Annotated in this window: 19 protein-coding genes; 1 reads left to right on the top strand and 18 read right to left on the bottom strand. The window is 36.1% G+C overall.

All coding sequences use genetic code 11. The features are described 5' to 3' along the window. Positions 1-2 precede the first annotated feature (2 nt). The 7 genes from pxpA to M0214_RS11435 all read right to left on the bottom strand — a co-directional run bounded on the left by pxpA (position 3) and on the right by M0214_RS11435 (position 10,673). Positions 3-743: a 5-oxoprolinase subunit PxpA gene (gene pxpA, locus M0214_RS11465; protein WP_248722701.1), complete on the bottom strand. Its 741-nt coding sequence runs from the start codon at positions 741-743 to the stop codon at positions 3-5. A 120-nt stretch (positions 744-863) separates the two neighbouring features. Then, the gene (locus M0214_RS11460; RefSeq protein ID WP_248722700.1) at positions 864-4,082 is read right to left on the bottom strand and encodes a S41 family peptidase; all 3,219 of its coding nucleotides are present in this window, start codon (positions 4,080-4,082) and stop codon (positions 864-866) included. Positions 4,083-4,173: 91 nt separating this feature from the next. Then, the gene (locus M0214_RS11455; protein ID WP_248722699.1) at positions 4,174-5,301 is read right to left on the bottom strand and encodes a DUF2891 domain-containing protein; all 1,128 of its coding nucleotides are present in this window, start codon (positions 5,299-5,301) and stop codon (positions 4,174-4,176) included. Between the two features lie 88 nt (positions 5,302-5,389). Beyond that, positions 5,390-7,549, bottom strand: a complete 2,160-nt coding sequence (locus M0214_RS11450; protein ID WP_248722698.1) for a T9SS type B sorting domain-containing protein — start codon at positions 7,547-7,549, stop codon at positions 5,390-5,392. 48 nt (positions 7,550-7,597) lie between these two features. After that, the gene (locus M0214_RS11445; RefSeq protein WP_248722697.1) at positions 7,598-9,136 is read right to left on the bottom strand and encodes a YifB family Mg chelatase-like AAA ATPase; all 1,539 of its coding nucleotides are present in this window, start codon (positions 9,134-9,136) and stop codon (positions 7,598-7,600) included. 41 nt (positions 9,137-9,177) lie between these two features. Then, positions 9,178-10,203 carry a transglutaminase domain-containing protein gene (locus M0214_RS11440; RefSeq protein WP_248722696.1) on the bottom strand — a complete coding sequence of 342 codons (1,026 nt, stop codon included), beginning with the start codon at positions 10,201-10,203 and terminating at the stop codon, positions 9,178-9,180. Continuing rightward, positions 10,203-10,673 carry a carboxypeptidase-like regulatory domain-containing protein gene (locus M0214_RS11435; RefSeq protein ID WP_248722695.1) on the bottom strand — a complete coding sequence of 157 codons (471 nt, stop codon included), beginning with the start codon at positions 10,671-10,673 and terminating at the stop codon, positions 10,203-10,205. Before M0214_RS11435 ends, M0214_RS11440 begins: the two co-directional genes overlap by 1 nt. Before the next feature lie 232 nt (positions 10,674-10,905). Between M0214_RS11435 and M0214_RS11430 the strand changes: the two genes are divergently transcribed. After that, a complete protein-coding gene (locus tag M0214_RS11430; RefSeq protein ID WP_248722694.1) occupies positions 10,906-12,783 on the top strand; it encodes a RagB/SusD family nutrient uptake outer membrane protein in 1,878 nt (625 codons plus the stop codon). 483 nt (positions 12,784-13,266) lie between these two features. Here M0214_RS11430 and M0214_RS11425 read toward each other — a convergent pair whose 3' ends face one another. The 11 genes from M0214_RS11425 to M0214_RS11375 all read right to left on the bottom strand — a co-directional run bounded on the left by M0214_RS11425 (position 13,267) and on the right by M0214_RS11375 (position 23,913). Then, the gene (locus M0214_RS11425; RefSeq protein WP_248722693.1) at positions 13,267-14,544 is read right to left on the bottom strand and encodes an alginate export family protein; all 1,278 of its coding nucleotides are present in this window, start codon (positions 14,542-14,544) and stop codon (positions 13,267-13,269) included. 140 nt (positions 14,545-14,684) lie between these two features. After that, positions 14,685-15,497, bottom strand: coding sequence for an ABC transporter ATP-binding protein (locus M0214_RS11420; RefSeq protein WP_248722692.1), 813 nt, complete (start codon positions 15,495-15,497; stop codon positions 14,685-14,687). 20 nt (positions 15,498-15,517) lie between these two features. Beyond that, positions 15,518-16,363 carry an ABC transporter ATP-binding protein gene (locus tag M0214_RS11415; RefSeq protein ID WP_248722691.1) on the bottom strand — a complete coding sequence of 282 codons (846 nt, stop codon included), beginning with the start codon at positions 16,361-16,363 and terminating at the stop codon, positions 15,518-15,520. Between the two features lie 20 nt (positions 16,364-16,383). Further along, complete coding sequence (locus tag M0214_RS11410) at positions 16,384-17,619, bottom strand: ABC transporter permease (protein ID WP_248722690.1); 1,236 nt, start codon at positions 17,617-17,619, stop codon at positions 16,384-16,386. A 96-nt stretch (positions 17,620-17,715) separates the two neighbouring features. Then, positions 17,716-19,098 carry a CmpA/NrtA family ABC transporter substrate-binding protein gene (locus M0214_RS11405; protein ID WP_248722689.1) on the bottom strand — a complete coding sequence of 461 codons (1,383 nt, stop codon included), beginning with the start codon at positions 19,096-19,098 and terminating at the stop codon, positions 17,716-17,718. 226 nt (positions 19,099-19,324) lie between these two features. Next, positions 19,325-20,035 (bottom strand): cytochrome c3 family protein, encoded by a 711-nt coding sequence (locus M0214_RS11400; RefSeq protein ID WP_248722688.1) that lies wholly within the window; start codon positions 20,033-20,035, stop codon positions 19,325-19,327. Positions 20,036-20,051: 16 nt separating this feature from the next. Further along, positions 20,052-21,080 carry a ferredoxin--NADP reductase gene (locus tag M0214_RS11395; protein ID WP_248722687.1) on the bottom strand — a complete coding sequence of 343 codons (1,029 nt, stop codon included), beginning with the start codon at positions 21,078-21,080 and terminating at the stop codon, positions 20,052-20,054. Between the two features lie 5 nt (positions 21,081-21,085). Continuing rightward, on the bottom strand, positions 21,086-21,568 hold the full coding sequence (locus tag M0214_RS11390) for a hypothetical protein (RefSeq protein ID WP_248722686.1): 483 nt from the start codon (positions 21,566-21,568) through the stop codon (positions 21,086-21,088). Positions 21,569-21,679: 111 nt separating this feature from the next. After that, positions 21,680-22,501 (bottom strand): DUF3365 domain-containing protein, encoded by an 822-nt coding sequence (locus tag M0214_RS11385; RefSeq protein WP_248722685.1) that lies wholly within the window; start codon positions 22,499-22,501, stop codon positions 21,680-21,682. A 24-nt stretch (positions 22,502-22,525) separates the two neighbouring features. Next, on the bottom strand, positions 22,526-22,939 hold the full coding sequence (locus M0214_RS11380) for a globin family protein (protein WP_248722684.1): 414 nt from the start codon (positions 22,937-22,939) through the stop codon (positions 22,526-22,528). Positions 22,940-23,163: 224 nt separating this feature from the next. After that, positions 23,164-23,913 (bottom strand): Crp/Fnr family transcriptional regulator, encoded by a 750-nt coding sequence (locus M0214_RS11375; protein ID WP_248722683.1) that lies wholly within the window; start codon positions 23,911-23,913, stop codon positions 23,164-23,166. Positions 23,914-23,918: the final 5 nt, after the last annotated feature.

The raw sequence follows: 23,918 nt of genomic DNA, 5'->3' as shown, positions 1-23,918 counted from the left end.
AACTACTGAATTCTAATTTCACTTTCCCTTAAGTGATCGTTTAATTTTTTTACCATTTGTATGGCGTTTGGGCTGTCGCCATGAACACAGATTGTTTCTGCAATAATATGCTGTTCTTCCCCGGAAACAGTCTTAAGCTTTTTATTTAGAATCATATTTAGAACATGTTCTGCCATGTTATCTACATCTGTTATCAAGGCATTATCTTCGTTTCTGGAGACCAAACTTAAATCCGGATTATAATTTCTATCGGCAAAAGCTTCATAAGTTATTGAGAGTCCATTTTCTTGAGCTAATTCTGCAACAACCGATTTGTATGGCACATATAGCTGTACTGGTCTGTGCATACTTTTAACTACTTCGATAATAACATTCGCTACTTTTTTGTCCTTTGCTGCTAAATTATAAAGTGCGCCATGAGGTTTAATATGATGCAAAGTAGCTTGCTCTTGTTCTAATACAGCTAACATATCTGTAATTTGATGTTTTAACGACGTATATAAGGCAGCACATGAAATGTCCATTTTTACGCGTCCAAAATTCTCTTTATCAGGAAACGAAGGATGAGCACCAATCTTAACGTTGCTATTTTTAGCTAGCTTTACAACTTCTCTCATGGTAAGCTCATCTCCGGCATGTCCGCCACAGGCAATGTTACAAGAAGAGATATAGGGCATTAACATAGATTCGTTACCTAAGCCCTCGCCTACGTCGGCATTAATATCTATTTTAAAAAAATTCATGAGATACTTGTAAATTCGAAAACTTGATTAAAACCAAATAATCAATATACAAGATAAGAAATCTTAATCTTCACTACTAACATTTTATGACAATGGAAAAAATTTAGTTTACACACGAGACTAAAGCTGACTTAATAATTCGTCCACCGCTTTTTTTAGCTGCGTATCTTTATTTTTAGCTTTATCATCTGGCCTATTGTAAATAATAATATCTGGGACGGCAGGACCTAGTTCCATATTAGACATGGTTTCTTTTACGAACCAACCCCTAAAAGGCATCCTGACGAAAGAACCGTCTATTAACCCAGTGCCTCCAGTAGATATAACTGCACCAAATGTTGGCGTTCCCACTAAAGTCCCCAAATCTAATGATTTATAGGCATGAGAAAATATTTCTGCATTAGAATAGCTATTTTGATTACAAAGTGCAATGGAGGGTTTTGTCCAGGAAGCTAAAGGTAAACGCTCACTAAACGGATAGTGATTCACGAATTTTTTATGTTCAGATTCTAAGTTTTTAGTTGCGCCTCTAGGAACAGTATAGGCATGCTGTTTTACATTTAAAACAGCCATGAGGTAATCTGTAGTCCAACCTCCGCCATTGTAACGCACATCTATAACCACGCCTTCTTTGCCGTGACCGGCAGCCATTAATTCTCTTTCAAAACGCTCGAAACTTGTCCAGTTCATGCCCTGAATATGAATGTATCCCAACCTACCATTAGAATATAAGTCGGTTAGCTTTTTTCGTTGCTTAACCCAAGCCTTATAGTTCTCGGTACGGTTGCTGCTTTTTGGCCTAATTACAATTTCTATAGATTCACCATTACGTTCAACAACCAAATAAATTTTTTCGTTTGAAGTGCCTTGCAATAAACTGTAAGCATTTAAATTCTTGGAGAGTTCTGTACCATTAATATTTTTAATGACATCACCAAGAAGGAGCTTACTTGCTTTCCTGTCGCCCGGCATACCATTAATAACCGAGGTTACTTTTAAACTCCCATTGGCATTAGGCTTAACCTCAACACCCAATAGACCAGTAGATTCTCTTTGCGTTTTATTTCTAGTCTCTACACTATACAATCCCATATGGCTCGCATTAATTTGTCCCAACATTCTATTGAACATTGTTTGAAAATCTGTTCTCGTAGAGGCGCCCAAAGCCAGAGGTTCGTATTGTTTTTTTAAGGTATTCCAATTTTGCCCATGGAAATTAGGATCGTAAAATCCGTCATTAATAGCTTTCCAAGCTTCATTGAATATTTGCTGAGATTCATTATCGTAATCAATATCCATTTTGGCTAGAAAAGGTAAACTTTCAGACTTATCGTTAGATAGGTTTAAGCTAGATAAGCTCCCTCTTTTAGTGTAATATATCTTAGAGCGTTTTTTGTCTGCAGTAAAATTAGAAGGTCTACTGTTTTTTGTTGTAATTGCCTTTTTGTCTTTTCCGTCCCACTTAATTTTGTATAAATCTGAATCTACTTCAGCATCACCTCGGCTACCATTACCAGTAACATAATAAATCGTCTTGCTATCTTTTGAAAACAATACTCCAAACTCTCCTCCAACAGAAGATGTTACTTGAACTTGACGCTCATGAATATCTTGAAAATCTATCGCAACTGGTTTTACCTCTTTCTCGGCATCTTTCTTTTTATCTGTCCCTTTTTTACTTTCAGGTTTCTTTTCTTCAACTACCTCTTCCCAATCTTGAGTTGTTTTTTCCCAATCGGTTTTTGTTAACCAAGTAAACCAGACATCGTAATCACCATTGTTTCTGTTTGAGGAAAACATGATTTTCTTTCCATCTGGGCTCCAAACCGGATTACTATCTTGTTTTGGATGCATAGAAATATTTACAGGTTTTGAAGCATTATCGGCCTTGTGGATAAATATTTCTGTATTGAAGTCGAGGTTTGCCAAACTATACGCTAACCATTTAGAATCTGGAGACCATGACACACCGCTTGGAGTTGCCCAACCACTTAACAAAATGGTCTGGTTAGATAATTTTCCTTTACCATCAATATCAGCGACTATGAGCTCTCCTCGCCCCTTAATATACGCTATTTGTTTTCCGTTGGGAGATAATTTTAAACCATGTTCTTCTTCATCGGTTTTTGTAATTCTTTTTATTTTATGCTTCAAAGATTTGAAAATATCAGATTCATTGGCATCGTTAGACGCTACTAAATAGATATCCTTTTGTCCGTCTCTATCAGAAACAAAAATTAGTGTACTATCATTTAACCAAACAGCATCCCTATCTCGATAAGGCGATTTAGAAACATTTACAACACGTTTTTTATCCTTATTAGTTTCCCTTAAAAAAATCTCTCCTCTAATTTCTAAAGCACTAAGTTTTCCGTTTGGAGAAATGGCCACTTCTCGTACATTGCCCGCATATGTTTTGTGTACTATGGGATCAAATCGGCTATCTGAATTTATATTAATTTTAATTTCATTTTGAACATTAGTCTTAGCATTAATATGAAATACTTGATTCCCCTTTGTCATGATTAAATCGCTTCCATTTTTACTTAAATGAAATGAAAAAATGCCCATATCCTTGAAATTGCTCACCTGAGTAATAGCGGCTATTTTTTTACCTGAATTATCGATTTTAAGTTTATGAATATTATATTTTCCACTTCTAGATGACTGAAAATAAATGGTATTGTTATCTCCCCAATGTGGATAAAAATCATTTCCATCGAAATCTGTGAGCTGAGAATATTTGTCGTTTTTAATATCGTACAACCAAATATCTCTATTGGCAGGACCTTTATAGGCTTCACGCTCTAAACGGCATCTGCCTCTTGTAAATACTATGCGTTTTCCGTTGGGGGATAATTTAGTATCGAAACCCGTAGCATCCATGAATCGGTATGGTGTACCTCCATTTTCGCTAATAATATGAGTTTCAGCTGAACGTTCAACCTGAACAAAATTCCTTCTTGTAGAAAAGATGATATCCCCATTACTAGTATAATCTGTTATAACATCTGTTGCCGAATGGTGTGTTATCCTTTTAGAAACCCCACCCCTAGATGGTATTATATAGATATCGTTATTACCATACCTGTTACTTTGAAAAGCAATGTTATCGCCAGATACACTCCAGATGGGTTTTGTATCGTAGGCTTCATGAACCGTTAAACGTTTGGCATTGTTACCATTAATATCTGAAGTCCAAATATCTCCCTGAAAATTAAAGGCTATAGATTGACCATCTGGGCTTATTGATGGGAAATTTATTATTGGATCCTGAGAAAATGTATTTAACGTGAAAAGAAAAAGACACACGCATTTTAATTGCAAGAGCTGTTTCATGTTTTTGGATTGATTTGATTTAAAGACTAAAAATAATATTAATCAAATGGTCAATCCCATTAATTAAACATTAATTAACATACTTTAACTTTTAATCTTGAGAAGCTGTATTTAGAGCGTAAATAGCAAAACTACCTAACCAATGTCCACCCATATAATCATCGCCAAAAATACTTGGTAGTGAATAATTGATATGCTGATTCGCAACATGCCTTAAATGATTGTATTCAGGTAGATTTTTAGAAATCTCATATAAATTCCAAGCACGAGAAAAATTAACACCATCTAAATGCACCAGGTGACCATCGGCCCTATCAGAAACTACACCAGGCTCTAAACTGTAGTCCTTACCTTTTAGAGCAGGCAAAAAATGGTTCAACCAAGATTTAAACTCATCTTGAGGTAAAAGCCGTTTCATTAACGCTGCTTCTTCCAAACAAGGCGAGAGAAAGTCACTGCCGCCTGGCTCCCAAGACATGGGGCAATTTTCGTCTTTCAAAAAGAAAAATAACGCCCTTTCTTCAATCGCTTTTTTTAAGGCTTCATGATTTACAGTCTTTGCATAATCATAAGCAAAGGACAATCCAAATGCAGTATTACTATGAGTGCCCACACGCTGTGGATAGTTAAGTTTTGGTAAGTATTCAATATACTTGTCACAAATAAGATTAGTGAGAGGTTGTAAATTCTGTTCTAACGTTCTTGCGGTAGTATGGTTCCATGTATGTAACTCCTCAGCTAACTTTAAGAGCCACGTCCAACCATAGGTACGCTCGAAAGACTTATTGTGCTTTCCATGAAAATACGCAACCTCGGCTTCTATATTTTCTTTAGACATATTATCTAGCAAACGTTTTTTTATGTCTTCCGCTTTATCAAGATTTGGAAATTGTTTCAATAAACTTACCAAACTCCAATGCCCATGAACAGCAGAGTGCCAATCAAAACATCCGTAAAACGCGGGGTGTAAAATCCTTGGCGGCAGTAGATCTGTACTATCCCCTAAAGTCTGCGATAACCTATTGGGATACTCTATGTTCATACAGTGCAAGGGTAAGTCGGCAAGTTTATTCGCTTGTTCTAAATCTAGTTTTTGGATTTTACTGTTATTCGCAATACTTTCTGAGTTACTTTTTTTAGATGCTTCTACATCCTCGGTTTTTGAGAAATTGCACCCCACCAAGAGCACCATTATTATGACTAACCATTTCATCTTCATAATATTCAATTTAAAAACAGTAATAAAACTTCACATAAATTTAATGAAATAGTTTATCAAAATGAGTTTATAAAACAATTGAATTCAATTATCTAACTAAACTAAAATGCCCTGTAAACAAGGTGCCATCATTGTATACAATTTTATACCAATACTCACTGGCCATCATTAATTTGCCATTAAATATACCATCCCAACCTGTTGAAGGATCTAGTATCTCTTTCAAAAGTTTACCATAGCGATCATAAATAAATATGCTTGATATATTATTTTCTGTATTGGGTACTACCCATGAATCATTGATAGTATCATTATTAGGAGTGAAAAATTTTGGAGGTAATTCGCTATTGAAAGTATTTCCTTCAGTCATGAAAAAATATTCGCTACAACTTAAAGCGTCGCCATTGTCGTTATAAGGCATAATAGTTACAAAAATATTGGTGTTATTTGGTAGGTCTGAAACAAAATCGTATGCTGTTACATCCCCAACATCCAGAGCGTTCAAAATATCTGAAGCACCAGAGCTTGTACCAATTCTTAATCTGTAGCCTGTAGCATTTGAAGCGACATTCCATTCCAAATCTGTATTAATCGGAATACCAAAACCTCCAGAAGTTGGTAAAATTAATGTTGTACACTCTGGAACAATTGAATCATCGACAACTATTGTTATTGTTGTGCTGTTAGCACACTCACCTGCATTGGGTGTAAAAGTATAAGTAGTGGTAGCAGTATTATCTAGTGTTGGAGACCATGTACCTGTAATACCATTATTTGAAGTTGTTGGCAAAGGATCTAGGCTAGTTCCTCCTATTATTGGATTTATAACATCAAAAACTGGATCAACTATAGTATTAACATCTATAGTTAATCTTATGCTGTTAGCGCACTCTCCCATATTGGGTGTAAAAGTATAAGTTGTAGTAGTTGTAGTATCTAATGCTGGGGACCATGTTCCTGTAATACCATTAATAGAAGTTGTTGGCAAAGGACCCAAGGTATCCCCTTCGCATATTTGGTCTACAACATCAAATACTGGGGTTAGCTCTGAAGAAAAACTAAAAACACGTACGTGACCAGGTCTATTATTATTACGCGAATTTCTTGCACCAATAGCTAAACGATTACCATCTGCTGACAAACTAACTGAAAAACCATAATTATCTCCAGGTGCTACACCATTAATAGTGTCACCAATTTGAATCCAAGAACCAGAAATGTTCTGAAAAACTTTTACATGACCAGAAGCAGGTCCGTTTACATCACTAAGTCGTGCCCCTATTGCCACTATACTACCATCATTTGATAAATCTACAGAATAACCAAAAAGATTACCTTCTGCCTCTCCATCTATATCATTCCCTATTTGTGTCCATACTCCTAATCTATTTTCATATATACGTACATGACCTGAATCTGCACCATTTCCATTGTTTCCTTGCGCACCTATTGCTATAATACTTCCATCGGATGATAGACTTACAGATTGTCCAGACCTACCTAAACTATTTTCTCCATCTATATCGCCGCCTGTTTGAATCCATGTACCAGATATGTATTCATATGTTCTTACATGACCTGAATCTGTACCATTTCTATCGTTTTCTGGCGCACCTATTGCTAGCACCATTCCATTTGAAGACAGGCTAATGGAATACCCCGATAAATCTCCAAGTGCCTCTCCATCAATGTCAACTCCTATTTGGGTCCATGTTCCTGCCAGATTTTCATATACCCGAACATGTCCTTTCCCATCATTCTCCGTAGCACCAATAGCCACTATATTGCCATTATCTGAAAGACTTACAGAATAACCTGATCGATCATTGGCTGCTTCTCCATCAATATCATTTCCTATTTGGGTCCATGTTCCTGATAAATTTTCATATAACCTTACATGTCCAGAAGAATTTCCATTTCCATCATTTCCAATTGCTCCTATTGCCACAATACTTCCATCGGATGATAAACTTATAGATCTACCAGAAAGATCAGAGATAGCCTCTCCATGAATATCATCTCCAATTTGAGTCCATTCACAAGAAGCATATCTATAAATACTCACTTTTCCCACATTACCAGCATTGTAAGGAGTTCCGATAGCTACTATGTTTCCGTCAGATGATAGACTTACCGACCAAACTGATTCACTAAGTCCTTCATCTCCATCAATATCTTGTCCTATTTGTACCTGAGCACCACAAAGATTTAAACTTATCAAAATAATTATTTTAAAAATAGTTTTCATTATCTATAAACAAGACTTTAAATTGTTATTTTTATTTAAAAACTAAAATCACCCTAACCAACCCTCTCTGTCTAAACTTCGATATTGAATAGCCTCACTAATATGAGCGCCATTTACATGTTCAGAAGCCTCTAAATCTGCAATGGTTCTCGCTACTTTAAGAATTCTGTCGTATGCCCTTGCTGAAAGATTTAAACGCTCCATAGCAGTTTTTAAAAGACTTTTGGAATCTTCATCCAAAACACAATATTGTCTAATCTGTTTGGTATTCATTTGGGCGTTGTAATGTACGCTTCCATTATCTTCAAAACGTTTACTTTGAAAATCTCGGGCTGCAGTAACACGTTTTCTTATGTCTACTGAAGACTCCCCTTTTCTATCATCCGATAGTTTTTCAAATGGTACTGGTGTGACTTCTATATGAATATCAATGCGATCTAAAAGTGGTCCTGAAATTTTACTTAAATAACGCTGCATCTCTGCTGGACTAGAAGTTACAGGAGCATCTGGGTCGTTAAAATAACCACTAGGACTGGGATTCATACTGGCCACTAGCATAAAAGATGACGGATATGTTACCGTAAACTTAGCCCTAGAAATAGTAACTTCTCTATCTTCTAAGGGCTGACGCATCACCTCTAAAACCGAACGTTTAAATTCTGGCAATTCATCTAAAAACAACACGCCATTATGCGATAAGGATATCTCTCCCGGTTGAGGATAAGCCCCACCACCTACAAGGGCCACATCTGAAATTGTGTGATGTGGACTTCTAAAAGGCCTTTGAGCCATTAAACCTGTATTATCTCTTACTCGACCAACCACAGAGTGTATTTTAGTCGTTTCTAAGGCTTCGTGTAAGGTCATTGGTGGTAAGATACTTGGTAATCGTTTGGCAAGCATCGTTTTCCCAGCTCCTGGCGGACCTATTAAAATAATATTATGACCACCTGCAGCGGCAATTTCCATACAACGCTTAATACTTTCCTGACCTTTTACATCTGCAAAATCAAAATCGGGGAACTCTAAATTTTTATAAAACTCTTCACGAGTATCTACTATAGTTCTTTCTAGAGTTTCACCTTTATCAAAAAAATGAATAACCTGTTTGATATTATCAACACCAAAAACTTCTAAATCATTTACAATGGCAGCTTCTTTTGCATTTTGGCGTGGAAGAATAAAGCCTTTAAAACCTTCTTCCCTAGCTTTAATTGCAATGGGTAAAGCCCCTTTTATAGGTTGTAAACTACCATCTAGAGATAGCTCGCCCATAATTAAATACCTATCTAAATCTTTTGCTTTTATTTGATTAGACGCCGAAAGTATACCCATGGCTAGGGTTAAATCGTAGGCACTACCTTCTTTCCGTAAATCGGCAGGTGCCATGTTAATTGTAATCTTCTTTCCTGGAATTTTATAACCATTATTCTGAAGAGCAGCCGCTATACGGTAATTACTCTCTTTGATAGCATTATCAGGTAAGCCCACGAGATGATAACCAATTCCTGAATCTACATTTACCTCGACGGTAATCGTGGTAGCCTCTACACCAAAAACGGCACTACCAAATACTTTCTTCAACATAAAACTTGTTTTCAGTTTTAAATGTAAGAAAAGTAATTTAACTAATTATGATTTTTGATTTGGCTTTTTCTAACTTTAACTACAAAAGTGGCCACTATATCTTCTTTTACCAAAACGTGAATATCATATATTCCCCTGTGTTTTATAAAGGTCTCGACTTCAAGCAGGTTTTCTTTTTTATTGAAAGACATCTCAGCATTTAAAGTTTTACCTGAATCTGCCAATAGCAGACTAACATGATGAATATTTGTTTTATCAACAACTTCAAACTGAAATTTAAATTTTTCATTTTGCTCAACTTCGAATCTCATTTTTAAAGGTGAAACTGGAATTATGTCGTGTTTAAACGAATTTCCATAAACCAATGGACCAGTTAAAAACTCATCAATAGTGAAATCGGTATCAGTTAAAGCCCACTGAAAGTCTAAAGGGTAATGACTTTTAATGAATAGATTGGGGTCTGTCAAAAAATAACCTTCGTTAAATGATGGGATAAATTGTTTTTCTTCAAAGTTGAAATATCCACTGGACCATGTGGGATCGACCAAATACCATTTACCATTTAATTGAACCACATTCCAAGAATGATTCGGAATACTCAACACGTCTATATTGGTACTAACCGTCCTGCCATAACCATGAATCATTTTACATTCAAGCCCAGCAAATACAGAAAGTTTTTGAAGTAAATAAGCATATCCTGTACATATTGTTCTTTTTTGTTTCAATAGTCTTGTCAATGTTTTTTCCTTGAAAAATTCATTCCAATCTGCAAGTGCAAAACTATCGTCCTTATATTTCCTTCTCTTTTTCATATTCAAAGCGTAAAGACCATAGTCGTTTTTTATGTTGTGGCAAATCCACATGTAAATAGCTCTAAGTTTTTCGACCTCAGAGTCTAAATCGCCCGTTAATCTATATGCCAATATGGGTAAATTAGAAAGCGAGGCACCGTTAAGATTCCTCGCTATACTATCTGCTTTTTTAAAATTCACTTGATTGAAATCTGAAACCTGAGCTTGAAGATTAAAAACCAATAAAAAGACAAAGTAACTAAGTTTATACATTAAAACAGTCCTTTTATCCTAAGCCATAAGTTACGCTTAGTTTTATAAACTTTATCACCGTCTACTGCCCCCATGAGCTCAACAAGTTCTGCTTCTAAAGTAATATTGAGGATTTTTTGGTCTTTGCCTATGGTAATGGCCTTAGGCGCATAACCTAAAGCGCTAAAAATTAATACATCACCTTCTTTGAGTATTTCTGGAAATATATATTCCCCATCAAAATTAGTTGCCGTTCCAATTTCTGTACCTTTTAAAACAATACTCATATTAGGTAATGGCAATTTATCATGATCGAGCACAACACCTGTTAAATAAGTATTAACTGAATTCGTGTTTTCTTTATCATTTTGTATCTGTTGAGCAAAATAACTTTGTGAGGATAATAGAAAAAATAAAACAAGACTAATTTTGAAAAATTTCATTTTACCATAATCAAATCTTAATTGAAAAATTTTGTTTTTGTGTTTCATGATGTAAGCGTTTTTTAGATTCACATCTAAACTAACTGTAAGATAAAAAAAAGAAAAACAACATTGAGTGAAACAACACTTACAATGCGTAACCTACACATTATCTATCATTTAAAATTATTAAAAATCTAAAACACGTTTTAAACCTTTGGTATTTCATTGAGTCTAAATTTTTAATACCAATTATAATTTCTCAAAAAAAATATCTAATTTTAAGAAAAAAACAAAAATTATGAAAAATTTTAAAGCAAAAGCAGTCTTGCTTCTTGGGCTGCTACTGTCTACCTACTCCTGTGAAGAATATTTAGATATCGCACCGGAAGCTGAGATAGATATTACAGATGTATTTGCGACTTTCCGTACCTCTCAGGGTTTTGTAGAGGAGATGTACAATTTGGTAGTGGAGTACGGTACTTCCGGACATTCATTCCAGGACTATACCTTTGGTGATGACACCTTCAGGACTGGCCAGTTCAGTGGCGCCGTGGATCGTGGACAGCTCGACAATTGGGTAACCCAGCGATTTGCTTATTTTGGTAAGAACACGCACCAAAACAGACCTGGAGATTCCAATAACAACCAGGCCAGACGTAGACCAAGGATATGGAGAGGTAGTATGACAGGTATCCGTAAGGCCAATATCGTGCTTGCCAACCAAGATTTAATGGAAGGCCTTAGCACCGAGGAAAAGAACGTAATATTGGGACAGGCCTACTTTTTCAGGGCTTTCTTCCACAACGAGATCATGAAGTTCTGGGGGCGTTTCCCACACATCACAGAAGTATTCGAGGGGGCGATTACCATTCCCCGTCCGGAGACCTATAAAGAGGTTGCATTATCCGTTAACGAGGATTACAAAAAGGCCATCGAGCTATTGCCCGTAAACTGGGACAACGAGACTTACGGACAGGCAACATTGGGCAACAATGCCGGTAGGGTAACAAAAGGAGCTGCTTACGCATTTCAGGGAAAGAACCTGTTATGGGCTGCCAGCCCGCTGATGTTCTTTAACAACCAGCCGGGAATCGACACCTATACCTATGATACGGAACTGGCCTCAATGGCCGCCGAGGCTTTTGCAGAAGTGCTCAAGTTGGCACAGGCCGGCGAATATTCACTGGCACAGAACATGGAAGATTACAAGAAAGTATTATGGGAAGTACCGAGAAACAGGTGGCCCGGTCTTGCTCCAGAAGCTAGGGAGCTTATCTTTGCAGGTTCGGGAGGTTCATCCGTTGGGCAGACGATAGCCTTCATGGCAGCCGGTATCCCAAGACCTATCGGTCAATCTGCATCAGGGAACGATGCGGCCACGCATAATTTTATATACAACAATTTTGGAATGGCCAATGGGCTATCCATAGAGGACGATTTGAGCGGTGCCTATGGCCCTACGCTATACGACCCGACCAAGCCGTTCGATAACCGTGACCCACGTTTCGATGCATGGATTTTTTCCGATAGGGACGTTATCTCTACCAGAGGGGGCGTACAACCACAGAATAGAGTTGCCCAGTTATGGGACGACGGAAGCGGTAATTCCGGTTCACACCGTGGTGCTGGTAATGTATCACGAACAGGGTATATGTTCAAGAAGTTCTATCCGGAGATCAATGGCCAGTACCATGTACAGCGCGGGAACAATATCATTAGAAGGTTTACGGGAATGCGCATCCACATGAGGTTGACCGATGTTTACCTAATGTATGCAGAGGCCCTTCATGTAGCCAAGGGAGCAACTACACCGTCCAATGGTTTTGCATTGACTGCGGAACAGGCGATAAACACGCTAAGGGACAGAGCGGGGATACCCAATGTACACCCTGCAATTGTTGCAGACAACATCAAGTTCATGGACGAGCTGAGACGAGAGAGAGCAGTAGAGCTGTCTTATGAGGCACACAGATGGATGGATATCCGTCGTTGGGGAGTTGCCCATGAGGACAAGTACAAAATGAAGACGGGATTAAACTTTGATAAGGACTGGACATTCTTTGAAGAATTCCTGCTTGTAGAGAGAGTTTGTGAGTATCCAAAACATTACTGGTTACCGTTCGAAGCTAACCAAACACAGTTTTATGAAGGTTTCCCTCAAAATCCGGGTTGGTAAAATTAGATTCAACACTAAAACTTAGATAAGATAAAAAAGCGTCTTCTAGAAAAATATCTAGAAGACGCTTTCTTTTATGAGCCTCTGCTTTAAATTAACTCAAGCAAGATATGGTTACATTCATATTTTACTGAAAACAATCAAGCTAAACCTTATTATCAGGTTGAGCTCAGTCTATAAACCTAGTTAAAATAGCGCTATTTAGACACCTTTTGATTAGCTACGCTCGGTACTTTTCAATGAAAATATATTAGGTAAACTTTTACTAATTAGCTTTACAATTACTTGGAATTACTATCTACCTGAAGCTACAAAAACACACTCTTCTTTCAATAAGATTCATTTTGGAAATAAATAACTTAAAAATTGGAGATATTTATCTAGATAGCTTAATCTTTAAAAGTATAAAAAACCCCACCATCCGGTGGGGTTTCAATAAAAATAGTCATGATAAACCTGAATAATCAGATTTTATTTTAAATATTATTTTGCTGTGTTTAAGAATTTAGGCTTAATAACCAACATCGCCCAAGCCCAGTTTTGTCCGCTAGCAGCATCACTTTCAGCTACACCTTTAAGCTCGTACATACCATCTGAAGGGAACATGTGTGAGTAACCTGCTACTAAAGCAAATCCATTAAATACTTTTTTGAAAACTAAATCAAGTTCTGATCCCAAAGCACTTTCCCCGCTAGGTAAATCTTGCTCTCCGCTAAAGTTATGGAATGCAACCATTAAACTAGACTTAGCACCCAATTTAAAGTTAGAGTTTACATACACATCAAATAAACCTACAGAGTTGGCATGGTTACCTACGTAGAAATAATCCATTAAACCATTAAACTTGTGGTTTGTTCCATATAATGGGAAGAAAGCTCCAGTTTCACCGGCACCACCATCGTTACCGCTAATGATTTCTAAACCACCACCTAAAGTAACTTTATCTGATGTTTTAACTTTTAAATCTAAACCTACTAAGTAAGCACCTTTAACTTTTACTTCTCCTTGACGCTCTCCTGTTTGGATAAATGCATTGGCAGCAGCTGTAAATGCTCCAGATTTGTAAACTAAGTGCGTTCCTAAAGTTTGTAGGCTACTCAAACCATCTTGAGCTCCAGAACCATCAAAGTTTTGAAAACCATTGTTAAGTAATAATAAGCTACCTGTAAACTTCTCCCAAGCTTGCTTTAAGTAAAGCATTTGCATAGTCTTGTATGAAAAGAAACCTGTAGTGTTATACGTGTTTCCTACTGATTGGAAACCTGTTGGCTGTTGGTTGTCTTGATTAAATGCAAATGCAAAATCTAAGATAAATTTATCTTTTTTGTATTTAATCATTGCCGCATCATGGTTACGTCCTTGTTGAGCCCAATCTAAACCACCTAGTATACGTTGATCATCGTAAGATAAAACTTGACGACCTAATTTAGTAGACCAACCTTCACCTAGTTTAATTTCTGCCCATGCTTGAAAAATAGCGAATGAATTGTTTTGGTCAAAAGGTAAAATTTGTCTGTTTTCACCCCAAACCATAACATCCTGAAGACTGATGTATACTTTGTAAGCATCTGTGGCAAAACCTGCATTTAGTCTTGCTCTTGTAGAAATACCAAAACCTGGCTCTGCAGATTCCGGTAAAATACTTCCAAAACCATGTCTGTACTCTGTACGTGGTCTAAACTCTCCATCTAAGGTAAACTGTGCTTGTGCGAATTGTACAACTAAAGCTAAAATTGCTATTAAAACGTATTGTTTTCTCATGTTTTCTAATTTTAAATTATATGTTTTTGAATTAGTTATTAATTAGTTACAGTTCTATTATTTGAGGCAAATATAAAAAGACCCAAATGTCTCTTTTATGATAAAACTCATGTTTCAAACTGCTTTTTTTTCGTTCATTTTTAGTGTTCCAAAAAGTCAATTAAATGCTTTCTGTATTTGTAATAATCATCATGATCAAGTATTGCTTTTCTGGACCTAGGACGTTCAAAATCTATCGATAGTACATCTCCAATTTTTGCTCTTGGGCCGCTGGTCATCATTACTACACGATCTGCCAAAAAGATGGCCTCGTCCACATCGTGCGTAATCATAACAGCTGTAATCTTTTCCTTGTTCCAGACATCTATCAATACATCCTGTAATTGTCCTCTTGTTAAAGAATCCAACATTCCGAAAGGCTCATCAAGCAATAACACTTTAGGTTTAATGGCAAATGCTCTTGCTATACCTACTCGTTGTTGCTCTCCTTGTGAAATCTCTGATGCTTTTTTATTCAAGGAATTATCCATACCTACTTTATGCAAGTAATATTTACAGATATCTTGTTTTTGCTTTTTTGTTGCATCAGGGTATGCTTTTTTAACTCCCAACATAACATTTTCGAAAGTGGTCAACCATGGCATTAAACTCGGTGCCTGAAAAATAACCCCTCTGTCTGGCCCTGGACCTTTTATACTTGACCCTAACACCTTTATTTTTCCATCTGAAATAGGGTTTAAACCTGCAATCATAGATAGCATAGTGGTTTTACCACATCCAGAATGTCCAATTATAGTTATAAACTCTTGTTTTCGAATTTGAAGATCTAGATGTTCTAATACAACATAGTCGCCCTTTGGTGTAGGATATACTTTCTTTAAGTTTTCCAAATCTAACATAACCTCGTTAGAAGGAAACTTTTCTATTTTATAATGTTCTTTTACTGCGCTCATTTCTCTTACATTTTAAAGGGTTACCATCTATAATCTCTTGGTTGAATATCTGGTAATTCATATTCCACATCGCTTGTTGCTGCGGCCTTTTCATCACCTAAATCCATTAAATACGCAATGATAGCATTACGTGTTTTCTTGTATTCTGGATTATCATTAAGACTAGTCTTATCCCTTGGCCTTTCAATATTTACTTTAAATTCGGGACCTAATGTTGCTTTAGGACCTGGTTTTAAAGGAATAATTCTATCGGCCATGTAAACTGCCTCGTCCACATCGTTAGTAATCAACAATGCCGTGCGCTTATTGGTTTCCCAAATCTTTAAAATCTCATCTTGAAGGTTTCCTCTGGTTAAAGCATCCAATGCTCCTAAAGGCTCATCCATAATGATCATTTCAGGATCCATAGCTAGAGCTCTTGCTACAGAAACTCTTTGACGCATTCCTCCAGATAATTCTTTTGGAAATTTGTTAATAGCCGGTGTTAAACCTACCATATCAACAAATTTTTCTACACGTTCCTTAATCTCTTTTTTTGAGTCACTTTTAAATGCTTCTTTCACTGCCATTTCCACATTACTAAACACAGATAACCATGGTAATAAAGAATAGTTTTGAAAAATTACGCCTCTTTCATGACTTGTACCTTCTACTTTTTCTCCTTTAAAAAGCACTTCTCCTTCGGTTGGTTTAAGCAAACCGTTAATTAAATTCACCAGTGTAGTTTTACCACTTCCGGAGAACCCAACGATTGCAACAAACTCCCCTTCGTTAATTTGAAGGTTAATATTGTCTAATATCTCACCTTTATACTCCTTGTTCGGGTTATAGGTTTTATAAATGTTATTTAATTCTAAAAATGCCATAGGTTTCTGTCTTTTTAGGATTAAATACTTTCTTTTTCAAAAGACACTAAGTTCTGTACAAACAACATGATTTTATCTAGTGCAAAACCAATAAGACCAATTACGAACATTGCTACAATTATCTTAGAGTTCGAATCGTTTGCTCCGTTTTGGAATTCCTCCCAAACGAAAGATCCTAAACCAGGTGATTGTGCCAATAACTCAATAGCGATAAGTACCATCCAAGCTACAGATAACGTAATTCTTAAACCCGTAAATATTAATGGTAAAGACGCAGGAAGTACTACTTTAAATATCTTTTGAGACCCTCCCAGTTTTAAAACTTTTGCAACGTTTATGTAGTCTGTATCTACAGTAGCAACACCCATGGCGGTATTAACCAAAGTTGCCCACATGGAACATAATCCTACTGAAATAAATGAAATGATAAACGAACTATCTCCTGTAGAATTTCTTAGTAGCGTAGTAACAATCATAGTTACCAACAATAACCAAACTACTGGAGAAACCGGTTTAAAAATTTGAATAACCCAGTTAAATGCTGCTCTTAATGTTGGACTTAAACCTATAACAATACCTATAGGAACCGCTACAAAAATTGCTAATAAAAAACCTGCGAATACTGTCTTTAAACTTGTTACAATTTGATCCACGAAAGAAGGTCTACCCGTATAAGTGATTGGATCTTTGCCTTCAGCCTTACGCTTCTTATTTAACGCCTTGGTTTTTTCCTTAAAAGCTTTTTTATCATGACTTACTATTTTGTAATCTGTTAATAAGGTATAAAAGGCATTTTTTGTTTGGCTTGGTGAAGGTAAAGTAACAGGTACTTCTTTTTTCTCATCTGGAGTTAAACCGTATTGTATATCGAAGGTACCATTGTCGTTTTCAACTGCAACAGCATGTGTCCCAGGTTCCGACAACAACTTGAAATCGGCTGCATCATCGCTAATAATAAAGTCTCCGTCTAGTTTTTCCTTTGCAGAATTGATCAATGCTTCAACTCGCTCGGCTTCTGCATCTCCTCCTACTTCTCTCGCTTTTTCGATCTTAGATTCAGCAAGACTATTATATAATGAGTTGGCCCCTGAAGTCCATAATACCAAAAAGATAATTATAGCTAGAATTGGCGCCCCAATTTTATTTAAGACTTCTTTGGTGTTTTTTTTAGGCTCTTCTCCAGCAATTAATCTTATTAAAGGCTCTAAAAAACCTAACCCGATACGCTTAACGATTTTAATAATAGAGTCTTTCATTTTTCAAGTGTTTGTTTAGTGTATATGTTTTGTGTTATTTACCTTAACAGGCATTATTGCTAATGCCTGTTAGGCAAATTTTATAATCTCAAAAAATTATTTGTCTTTATTACCAATTGAAAAGCTATTGATGTATCCAATAGGATCTTTAGCATCATACTTGGTTCCGTCTATAAAGTCTGTAGTTGCAGGCTTATATCCATCTGTTGCAGGAATATCACTAGCAGGAATCTTTCCTTCTGCTACTAATAACTTAGCCGCTTTTTCCCAGATATCAGGTCTGTAAATATCTTTTATAGTTTCTTCGTACCATCCAGCTGGTTTAGACTCAGGAATCTGTCCCCATCTTCTCATTTGAGTTAAGAACCAGATACCATCTGAATAGAATGGATAAGTTGCATTGTACTTGTAAAATACGTTAAAGTCTGGCATTTCACGTTTATCTCCTTTTTCGAACTCAAACGTTCCTGTCATTGAGTTTGCTAATACAACCTCATCAGCACCAACGTATTGAGACATAGATAAAATCTTAACAGCTTCTGCTCTATTTCCTGGCTCATCTAACCATTTACCAGCTCTAATTAATGCTTTAGTAACTGCTACTGCTGTATTAGGGTTTTCGTCAATAAACTTCTTTGTCATTACAAATACTTTTTCTGGGTTATTTTTCCAGATGTCGTAGTTTGTAGTTACAGGTACACCAATACCTTTAAATACCGCTTGCTGATTCCAAGGCTCACCTACACAGTAACCGTAAATAGTCCCTGCCTCAAGTGTAGCTGGCATTTGTGGTGGAGGTGTAACAGATAATAATACTTCTGCATCTACCTGCCCTTGTACGTTATCTGCAGTATACATTCCCGGGTGAATTCCAGCTGCAGCTAACCAATATCTAATTTCGTAGTTATGAGTAGATACTGGAAATACCATACCCATTTTAAATGCTTTACCTGTACTTTTGTAATCTTCGATTACAGGTTTAAGAGCATCGGCTTTAATTGGATGTACTGGCTTACCATCTGCTCCTTTAGGTACATTTGGTTTCATTTTAGACCACACATCATTAGAAACGGTAATACCATTACCATTTAAATCCATTGAAAATGGCGTTACTAACTCAGCCTGACGACCAAAACCAGCACCGGCTGCAATTGGCTGACCAGCTAACATGTGAGAACCGTCTAATTGACCATCGATTACTCGGTCTAAAACATTTTTCCAGTTCGATTGTGCTTCAACAGACACAAATAAACCTTCATCCTCGAAGAATCCTTTTTCTTTAGCAATTGCTAAAGGTGCCATATCTGTTAATTTTATAAAACCAAAAGTTAACTGTGGTTTTTCTATCTCTAATGTTTTAGTTGTTTCAGTTACAACTTCTTCTGTAACTGAATCTTTCTTCTTCTCTTTTCCACCACAAGCAAAAAGCAAAGCTGCTAATGGTAAAGTCCAAATTGATTTTTTGATCAGTGTTTTCATATTTACGATGTTAATTAATTTTCTAAGTATTTATACTTAATTACAAGGCAAATATATAAGTAGTTCAAGTTCTATTTCATGACAATCACCATACCATTTACACTTTTTACACCACAAAAAAACCTGTCAAAAGACAGGTTTTAATTGTATTTATTTGATTTATAGGGCATTAACACAAATCAAAAACTAAGTAAAAAACTAATAAATACGTATTACGCATATATACTTAGTTTTTATTTAATTGTTTTATCCACTCTTCTTGAGAAAGTGCAATATATTTTTTGTCTGTTCCGTAAGGGTCCTCACCACCATCAAAATACTTTTGAACATGTAGCATAGGAATGGTGTCCTTCATTTTTTCTGGAACTTCATAACGATGGTTACCATGAAAATCGTGACATTGAATACAAGTGGTCCATTGGGCTTTAGCTATAATTTCTTCATGAGACATATCTAATGGATCATTTTCAACGACTAATTCTTGATGACAATTCATGCAATAATCTATAGATGCTACAGATACCCGTTCTTCTTTATGTTCAGTATGGCAAGTAATACAGGTTGTAGCATCTATATTTTTTATCGCATCTTTAAATCTTGGTTCCGAGAATCGATATGTAGGGTGTCTATCATTAGGCCTATCGTGACACTCCAAGCAATTATCTACAGTTACATCTTGAGTACCAAAATCTACACTCTCTTCCCTAGCCCCAAAAGCATGAGAAACATTAGATTGTAGTTGCTGCATAAGATTACCTTTTGCATCTGCATGACATGTAAAACATGATAAATCTTGGTGTCCTGTGTTCATAGGGCCTATGGAGACATATTTTTCAGTTGATTCTAGTGTTAACACATAAAATAAGGTAACTCCAACAACCAAGCCTACGAGACTTCCTATTATTTGTCTTTTTCGTAAAGGGTTCACTTTTAACATGCAACAATAATTTGGTCTATATTTCTATTACAACTTTTTCGCTTAACGGGTAGGTAATGCAAGTAAGGATATCACCACTTGCTACCTCGTCTTCTGATAATAAATGTCCATCTGTCATTTTTACTTCACCCTCAACACATTTTGCTTTACAAGTGGAACACATGCCCGAGCGACAAGAATAAGGGATTACGATATTATTAGACATAGCCTGACGTAAAATGGATTTATCACCTCTAACTTGTAAGTCGTGGTTTTCCCCATTATACTTTATAGTAACATCACTAATTAAATCCTTTCCAGATACTTTAACTTGAGGCGCTTTAAAAACTTCAAGTTTTATTTTATCTCTGGTAATACCGTTATCTTTCAGAATTTCCTTGATTTTCTCCATATAACCAAAAGGACCACAAATCATGTAGTTATGGTCTTGGAATGTTAAATCGTGTTTTAGAAATATCTCATCCAAAAGTTCGTGGGTTGCTAGACCTTTATGATAATTTAATTTAGATTCCTGATAAGTGGAGACAATATGCTCTACAGCAAAATTTTCGGGATAATCCTTTTCAAGGGCCTTTATTTCGTCATGGAAAATAATAGATTCTATATTTTGATTGGCATAGACCAAAAGAACTTTAGAATCTTTCTCTTCGGTTAATATGGATTTTACTATTGAGAACATAGGTGTAATTCCACTACCGCCTGCAAATAAAACGTATTGTTTCTTTGATTCACTTTCTGGACTAATACAAAACGAACCTGCTGGATCATCAACCTCTAATTTGTCACCAACCTTTAAATAGTCATGAACATAATTGGACACCAACCCTTTCTCTACGCGCTTAATGGTAATTTTTAAGTCTTTGTCTGTATAGGGGTTACTACTAAACGAATAAGCTCTCTTGTGGGTTTTCTTTTCTATGGGCACATGTATTGTTAAGAACTGCCCAGGCTTGTACTTTAGCTTTTTAAAAAAGTTTCCGTTTTTAAAACAAAGACTTACCGCATCATCAGTCTCCTTGATTATATCTTTTACTACTAATTTCATTCTTCCTATTTATAATAAAACACCATAACAATATGAAATATCATTAGAATGGTAATAATTAGAGATAAGGCCACATGACTTATCATCCAGCCTTTAAATAGAGCTTCACTATCATTTTTGATAACATCTAGGTTTAAATACCCCAGAATAGTGTTGGAAAAGAATATATATGATAATAACAACAAATAGCCATACCCCATATCCATACTATGAACATAGAATATCAATGGACTAATTGCCCCGAGCCATTTATGTATGTTTTGCATTGAGAGTGCATGTTTCCTCAACTTTTTACTCGTTCTTACTACTGACAAAAGCCATTGAAAAGCAATGATAATTGCCAACGCAAGGCCAGACCACCTTCTGTACATCTGATCTTGCTGTAACTCTAATAACCAGCCCCACTGAATACTAAATATAAACTGTAAAAAGAATGCTGTGAATAACAACAAACCTAAGACTGTAGATTTATTATTAGTTAATACCATATTTATTGTTGATGCTACACTAATTAATTTTGAATTACAATCTTGGCTCATATCCCATTATGCAGGACATTGAGCCACTAGATTGTAATCTTAACACTAAACAAAATGTCTTTATTTAACAGCTACTAGTTGTTTCATTGTTTCGTAAGACGCTAACTTTCTTACGCTATCCAGAAAAACTTCTGCCGTTGGTAGATAGTTACCTTCTGCTGGCCATTTTTCACCAATTTCTGGTTTATCGCTTTCTTTGAACGCTTCGATTTCATCTAAGTATTCCATATATATATCTACTGTACCTTTGGCATAAGAGTTCAATACCGCTACTGTTTCTTTATATGTTAGTGAATCTTTAGGATATTGCCATGTTGTTGCCCCCATAACATCTCCCAATTTCCAATCAGATTTAGCTGTTTGAGGATGGTCGTTATGGCAAGATACACAAGCGCCAGCACTTGCTAAATCTGCAAACATTGCCGTATGCAATTTTTGGTCTTCATCATAAAAAAACTGAGGTTTTTGATCTTTTTTAATTTCAGCAAATAGTTCCGCTTGTTTTCCTTCAAATTTATTCGCGGCATTTACCGGGAAGTCAGACCCAAGGTACAAACCAAGTGGTACTGGACTTTTTCTAATGCTTGTTGCTACACCCCTTAAAAATAAAGCTGGTAGCGGTCCTGCTTCGACATCATCTTTTCTCCAATCTTCATCGAATTTCATGCCTTGCTTTTTACCCTTACCAACAATGGCCTTCGTATAAAGCGTTCTTGTAACATCGTTTTCCTTGGCCACCATCTCAAGTACCTCTTCTACCGAAAACGCTTTTTCTTCGGCAGCTGCCGTTGCTTTTTCCTCTGGAACACCACCACAAGAAACCGAAAGGGTTACCAATACTGTTAGTGCTATTAGCTGATTTTTAATTTTAGATAATTCCATAATTCTTTCTTTTTATGTTAGTTATTAATATGCTGCTTTAATCATGACATCTGCCATAGTACCATATACTGAGGTCCAAGCTGCTTTTACATCAGAAGTAAACTCGTCTCCTAAGCCAGCTTCTAATGTACCCAGAAGTGCAGAACCCACAGTTTCGTAATGAAAAGCCTCTACCTTATACTCTACATGACGTTTACCTAAATCTTGAAGGATTGGTATTAAAGCATCAAGATTACTCAAACCAGCCACAGCTGCCGCTAGCATGGACATTAGTTTGTTACCCTGTTGTTTCATAGCTCCCTCGTCACTAGGAAAAAGTGGTTTCAACTCTGGATCTAATTCAAATAGTTTACCGTAAAAAATCTCTGCAGCGGCAGGGGCTATAGGTTTTACTTTTTCAAAAGATTCTTGTACAAGTGTTATTGTTTTTTGTTCCATAGTATATTGCTTTTGTAATAAATCTTCTCACCAGAAAATAAATAAGTATTAATACTTATCTGAAAACAAAATTATAAGTACAGAACTAAAATTAATATGTATATACACAGGAGAAAATATCTTTTTACCTCAGATATTTATCTAAAAAAAAACAGCTGATAAACTGTTTTTACACCATACTTTAGAATTTATGGTTTTTTATGAATGTGGGATAATCTCAATTATCAACTATCTAAGAAATAGTTGTGTTCGCTTATTTCGCGGCGCAGTAAATCGATATCGCTGATACCAATTTTTTTTCCACTAGCACTAATTAATCCTTCCTTTTTTAGTGCAGAAAAAATTCTAATGACTTGTTCTTCAGAAGTACCGGCATAGTCGGCATATTCTTTTCGGCTTAAAGGCAAATTTAAAAAGCCATTTAATTCACCAAATTTTCTATTTATGTAGAGTAAAGTGTCTACAACACGTTCCCTAACGGTCATTTGGGATAATGATTTTACCTTAGACTCACTTTTGTTTAGCTCATTGGCATAAAAAAGCATCATATCGTAGGTAAACTGAGGGTTATCGCGCAGTGCCTTCTGTAAAGCATCTTTAGAAAAATAACACAATAAACTATCTTCTAGAGCAACAGCACCTATAGAATAATACTCTTCGGTACCAAAACCACGGTGACCAATTATCTCGCCTTCTTTTGCAAAACGAACTATTTGCTCCTTACCGTTAATACCTGTTCTAAAAACTTTTACTTTTCCTCCTAGTATAAAAAACAAACCATTTACAGGGGCGCCTTCAATTACAAACTGTTGTCCTTTTTTACAGAATATCTCATTTTTACTTTCTAAAAATTCAGTGTTTTCAAAAGAATTATAATTCCGTTTTATAAGGCATTTAGCGTTCTCACAAAGTCCACAGGAAACCTTGCCAGTCGATCCTCGTTTTGATTTTAAATAAGGCGTAGAAGCAACCATAGTGT

Source organism: Seonamhaeicola sp. ML3 (assembly GCF_023273855.1).
Taxonomy (GTDB): domain Bacteria; phylum Bacteroidota; class Bacteroidia; order Flavobacteriales; family Flavobacteriaceae; genus Seonamhaeicola.
This window is presented reverse-complemented; position numbering and strand designations above follow the sequence as displayed.

Bases quoted from the DNA above. Each gene is read 5' to 3' on its own strand.
- pxpA (WP_248722701.1), bottom strand. From the start codon at position 743: ATGAATTTTTTTAAAATAGATATTAATGCCGACGTAGGCGAGGGCTTA.
- M0214_RS11460 (WP_248722700.1), bottom strand. From the start codon at position 4,082: ATGAAACAGCTCTTGCAATTAAAATGCGTGTGTCTTTTTCTTTTCACG.
- M0214_RS11455 (WP_248722699.1), bottom strand. From the start codon at position 5,301: ATGAAGATGAAATGGTTAGTCATAATAATGGTGCTCTTGGTGGGGTGC.
- M0214_RS11450 (WP_248722698.1), bottom strand. From the start codon at position 7,549: ATGAAAACTATTTTTAAAATAATTATTTTGATAAGTTTAAATCTTTGT.
- M0214_RS11445 (WP_248722697.1), bottom strand. From the start codon at position 9,136: ATGTTGAAGAAAGTATTTGGTAGTGCCGTTTTTGGTGTAGAGGCTACC.
- M0214_RS11440 (WP_248722696.1), bottom strand. From the start codon at position 10,203: ATGTATAAACTTAGTTACTTTGTCTTTTTATTGGTTTTTAATCTTCAA.
- M0214_RS11435 (WP_248722695.1), bottom strand. From the start codon at position 10,673: ATGAAACACAAAAACAAAATTTTTCAATTAAGATTTGATTATGGTAAA.
- M0214_RS11430 (WP_248722694.1), top strand. From the start codon at position 10,906: ATGAAAAATTTTAAAGCAAAAGCAGTCTTGCTTCTTGGGCTGCTACTG.
- M0214_RS11425 (WP_248722693.1), bottom strand. From the start codon at position 14,544: ATGAGAAAACAATACGTTTTAATAGCAATTTTAGCTTTAGTTGTACAA.
- M0214_RS11420 (WP_248722692.1), bottom strand. From the start codon at position 15,497: ATGAGCGCAGTAAAAGAACATTATAAAATAGAAAAGTTTCCTTCTAAC.
- M0214_RS11415 (WP_248722691.1), bottom strand. From the start codon at position 16,363: ATGGCATTTTTAGAATTAAATAACATTTATAAAACCTATAACCCGAAC.
- M0214_RS11410 (WP_248722690.1), bottom strand. From the start codon at position 17,619: ATGAAAGACTCTATTATTAAAATCGTTAAGCGTATCGGGTTAGGTTTT.
- M0214_RS11405 (WP_248722689.1), bottom strand. From the start codon at position 19,098: ATGAAAACACTGATCAAAAAATCAATTTGGACTTTACCATTAGCAGCT.
- M0214_RS11400 (WP_248722688.1), bottom strand. From the start codon at position 20,035: ATGTTAAAAGTGAACCCTTTACGAAAAAGACAAATAATAGGAAGTCTC.
- M0214_RS11395 (WP_248722687.1), bottom strand. From the start codon at position 21,080: ATGAAATTAGTAGTAAAAGATATAATCAAGGAGACTGATGATGCGGTA.
- M0214_RS11390 (WP_248722686.1), bottom strand. From the start codon at position 21,568: ATGGTATTAACTAATAATAAATCTACAGTCTTAGGTTTGTTGTTATTC.
- M0214_RS11385 (WP_248722685.1), bottom strand. From the start codon at position 22,501: ATGGAATTATCTAAAATTAAAAATCAGCTAATAGCACTAACAGTATTG.
- M0214_RS11380 (WP_248722684.1), bottom strand. From the start codon at position 22,939: ATGGAACAAAAAACAATAACACTTGTACAAGAATCTTTTGAAAAAGTA.
- M0214_RS11375 (WP_248722683.1), bottom strand. From the start codon at position 23,913: ATGGTTGCTTCTACGCCTTATTTAAAATCAAAACGAGGATCGACTGGC.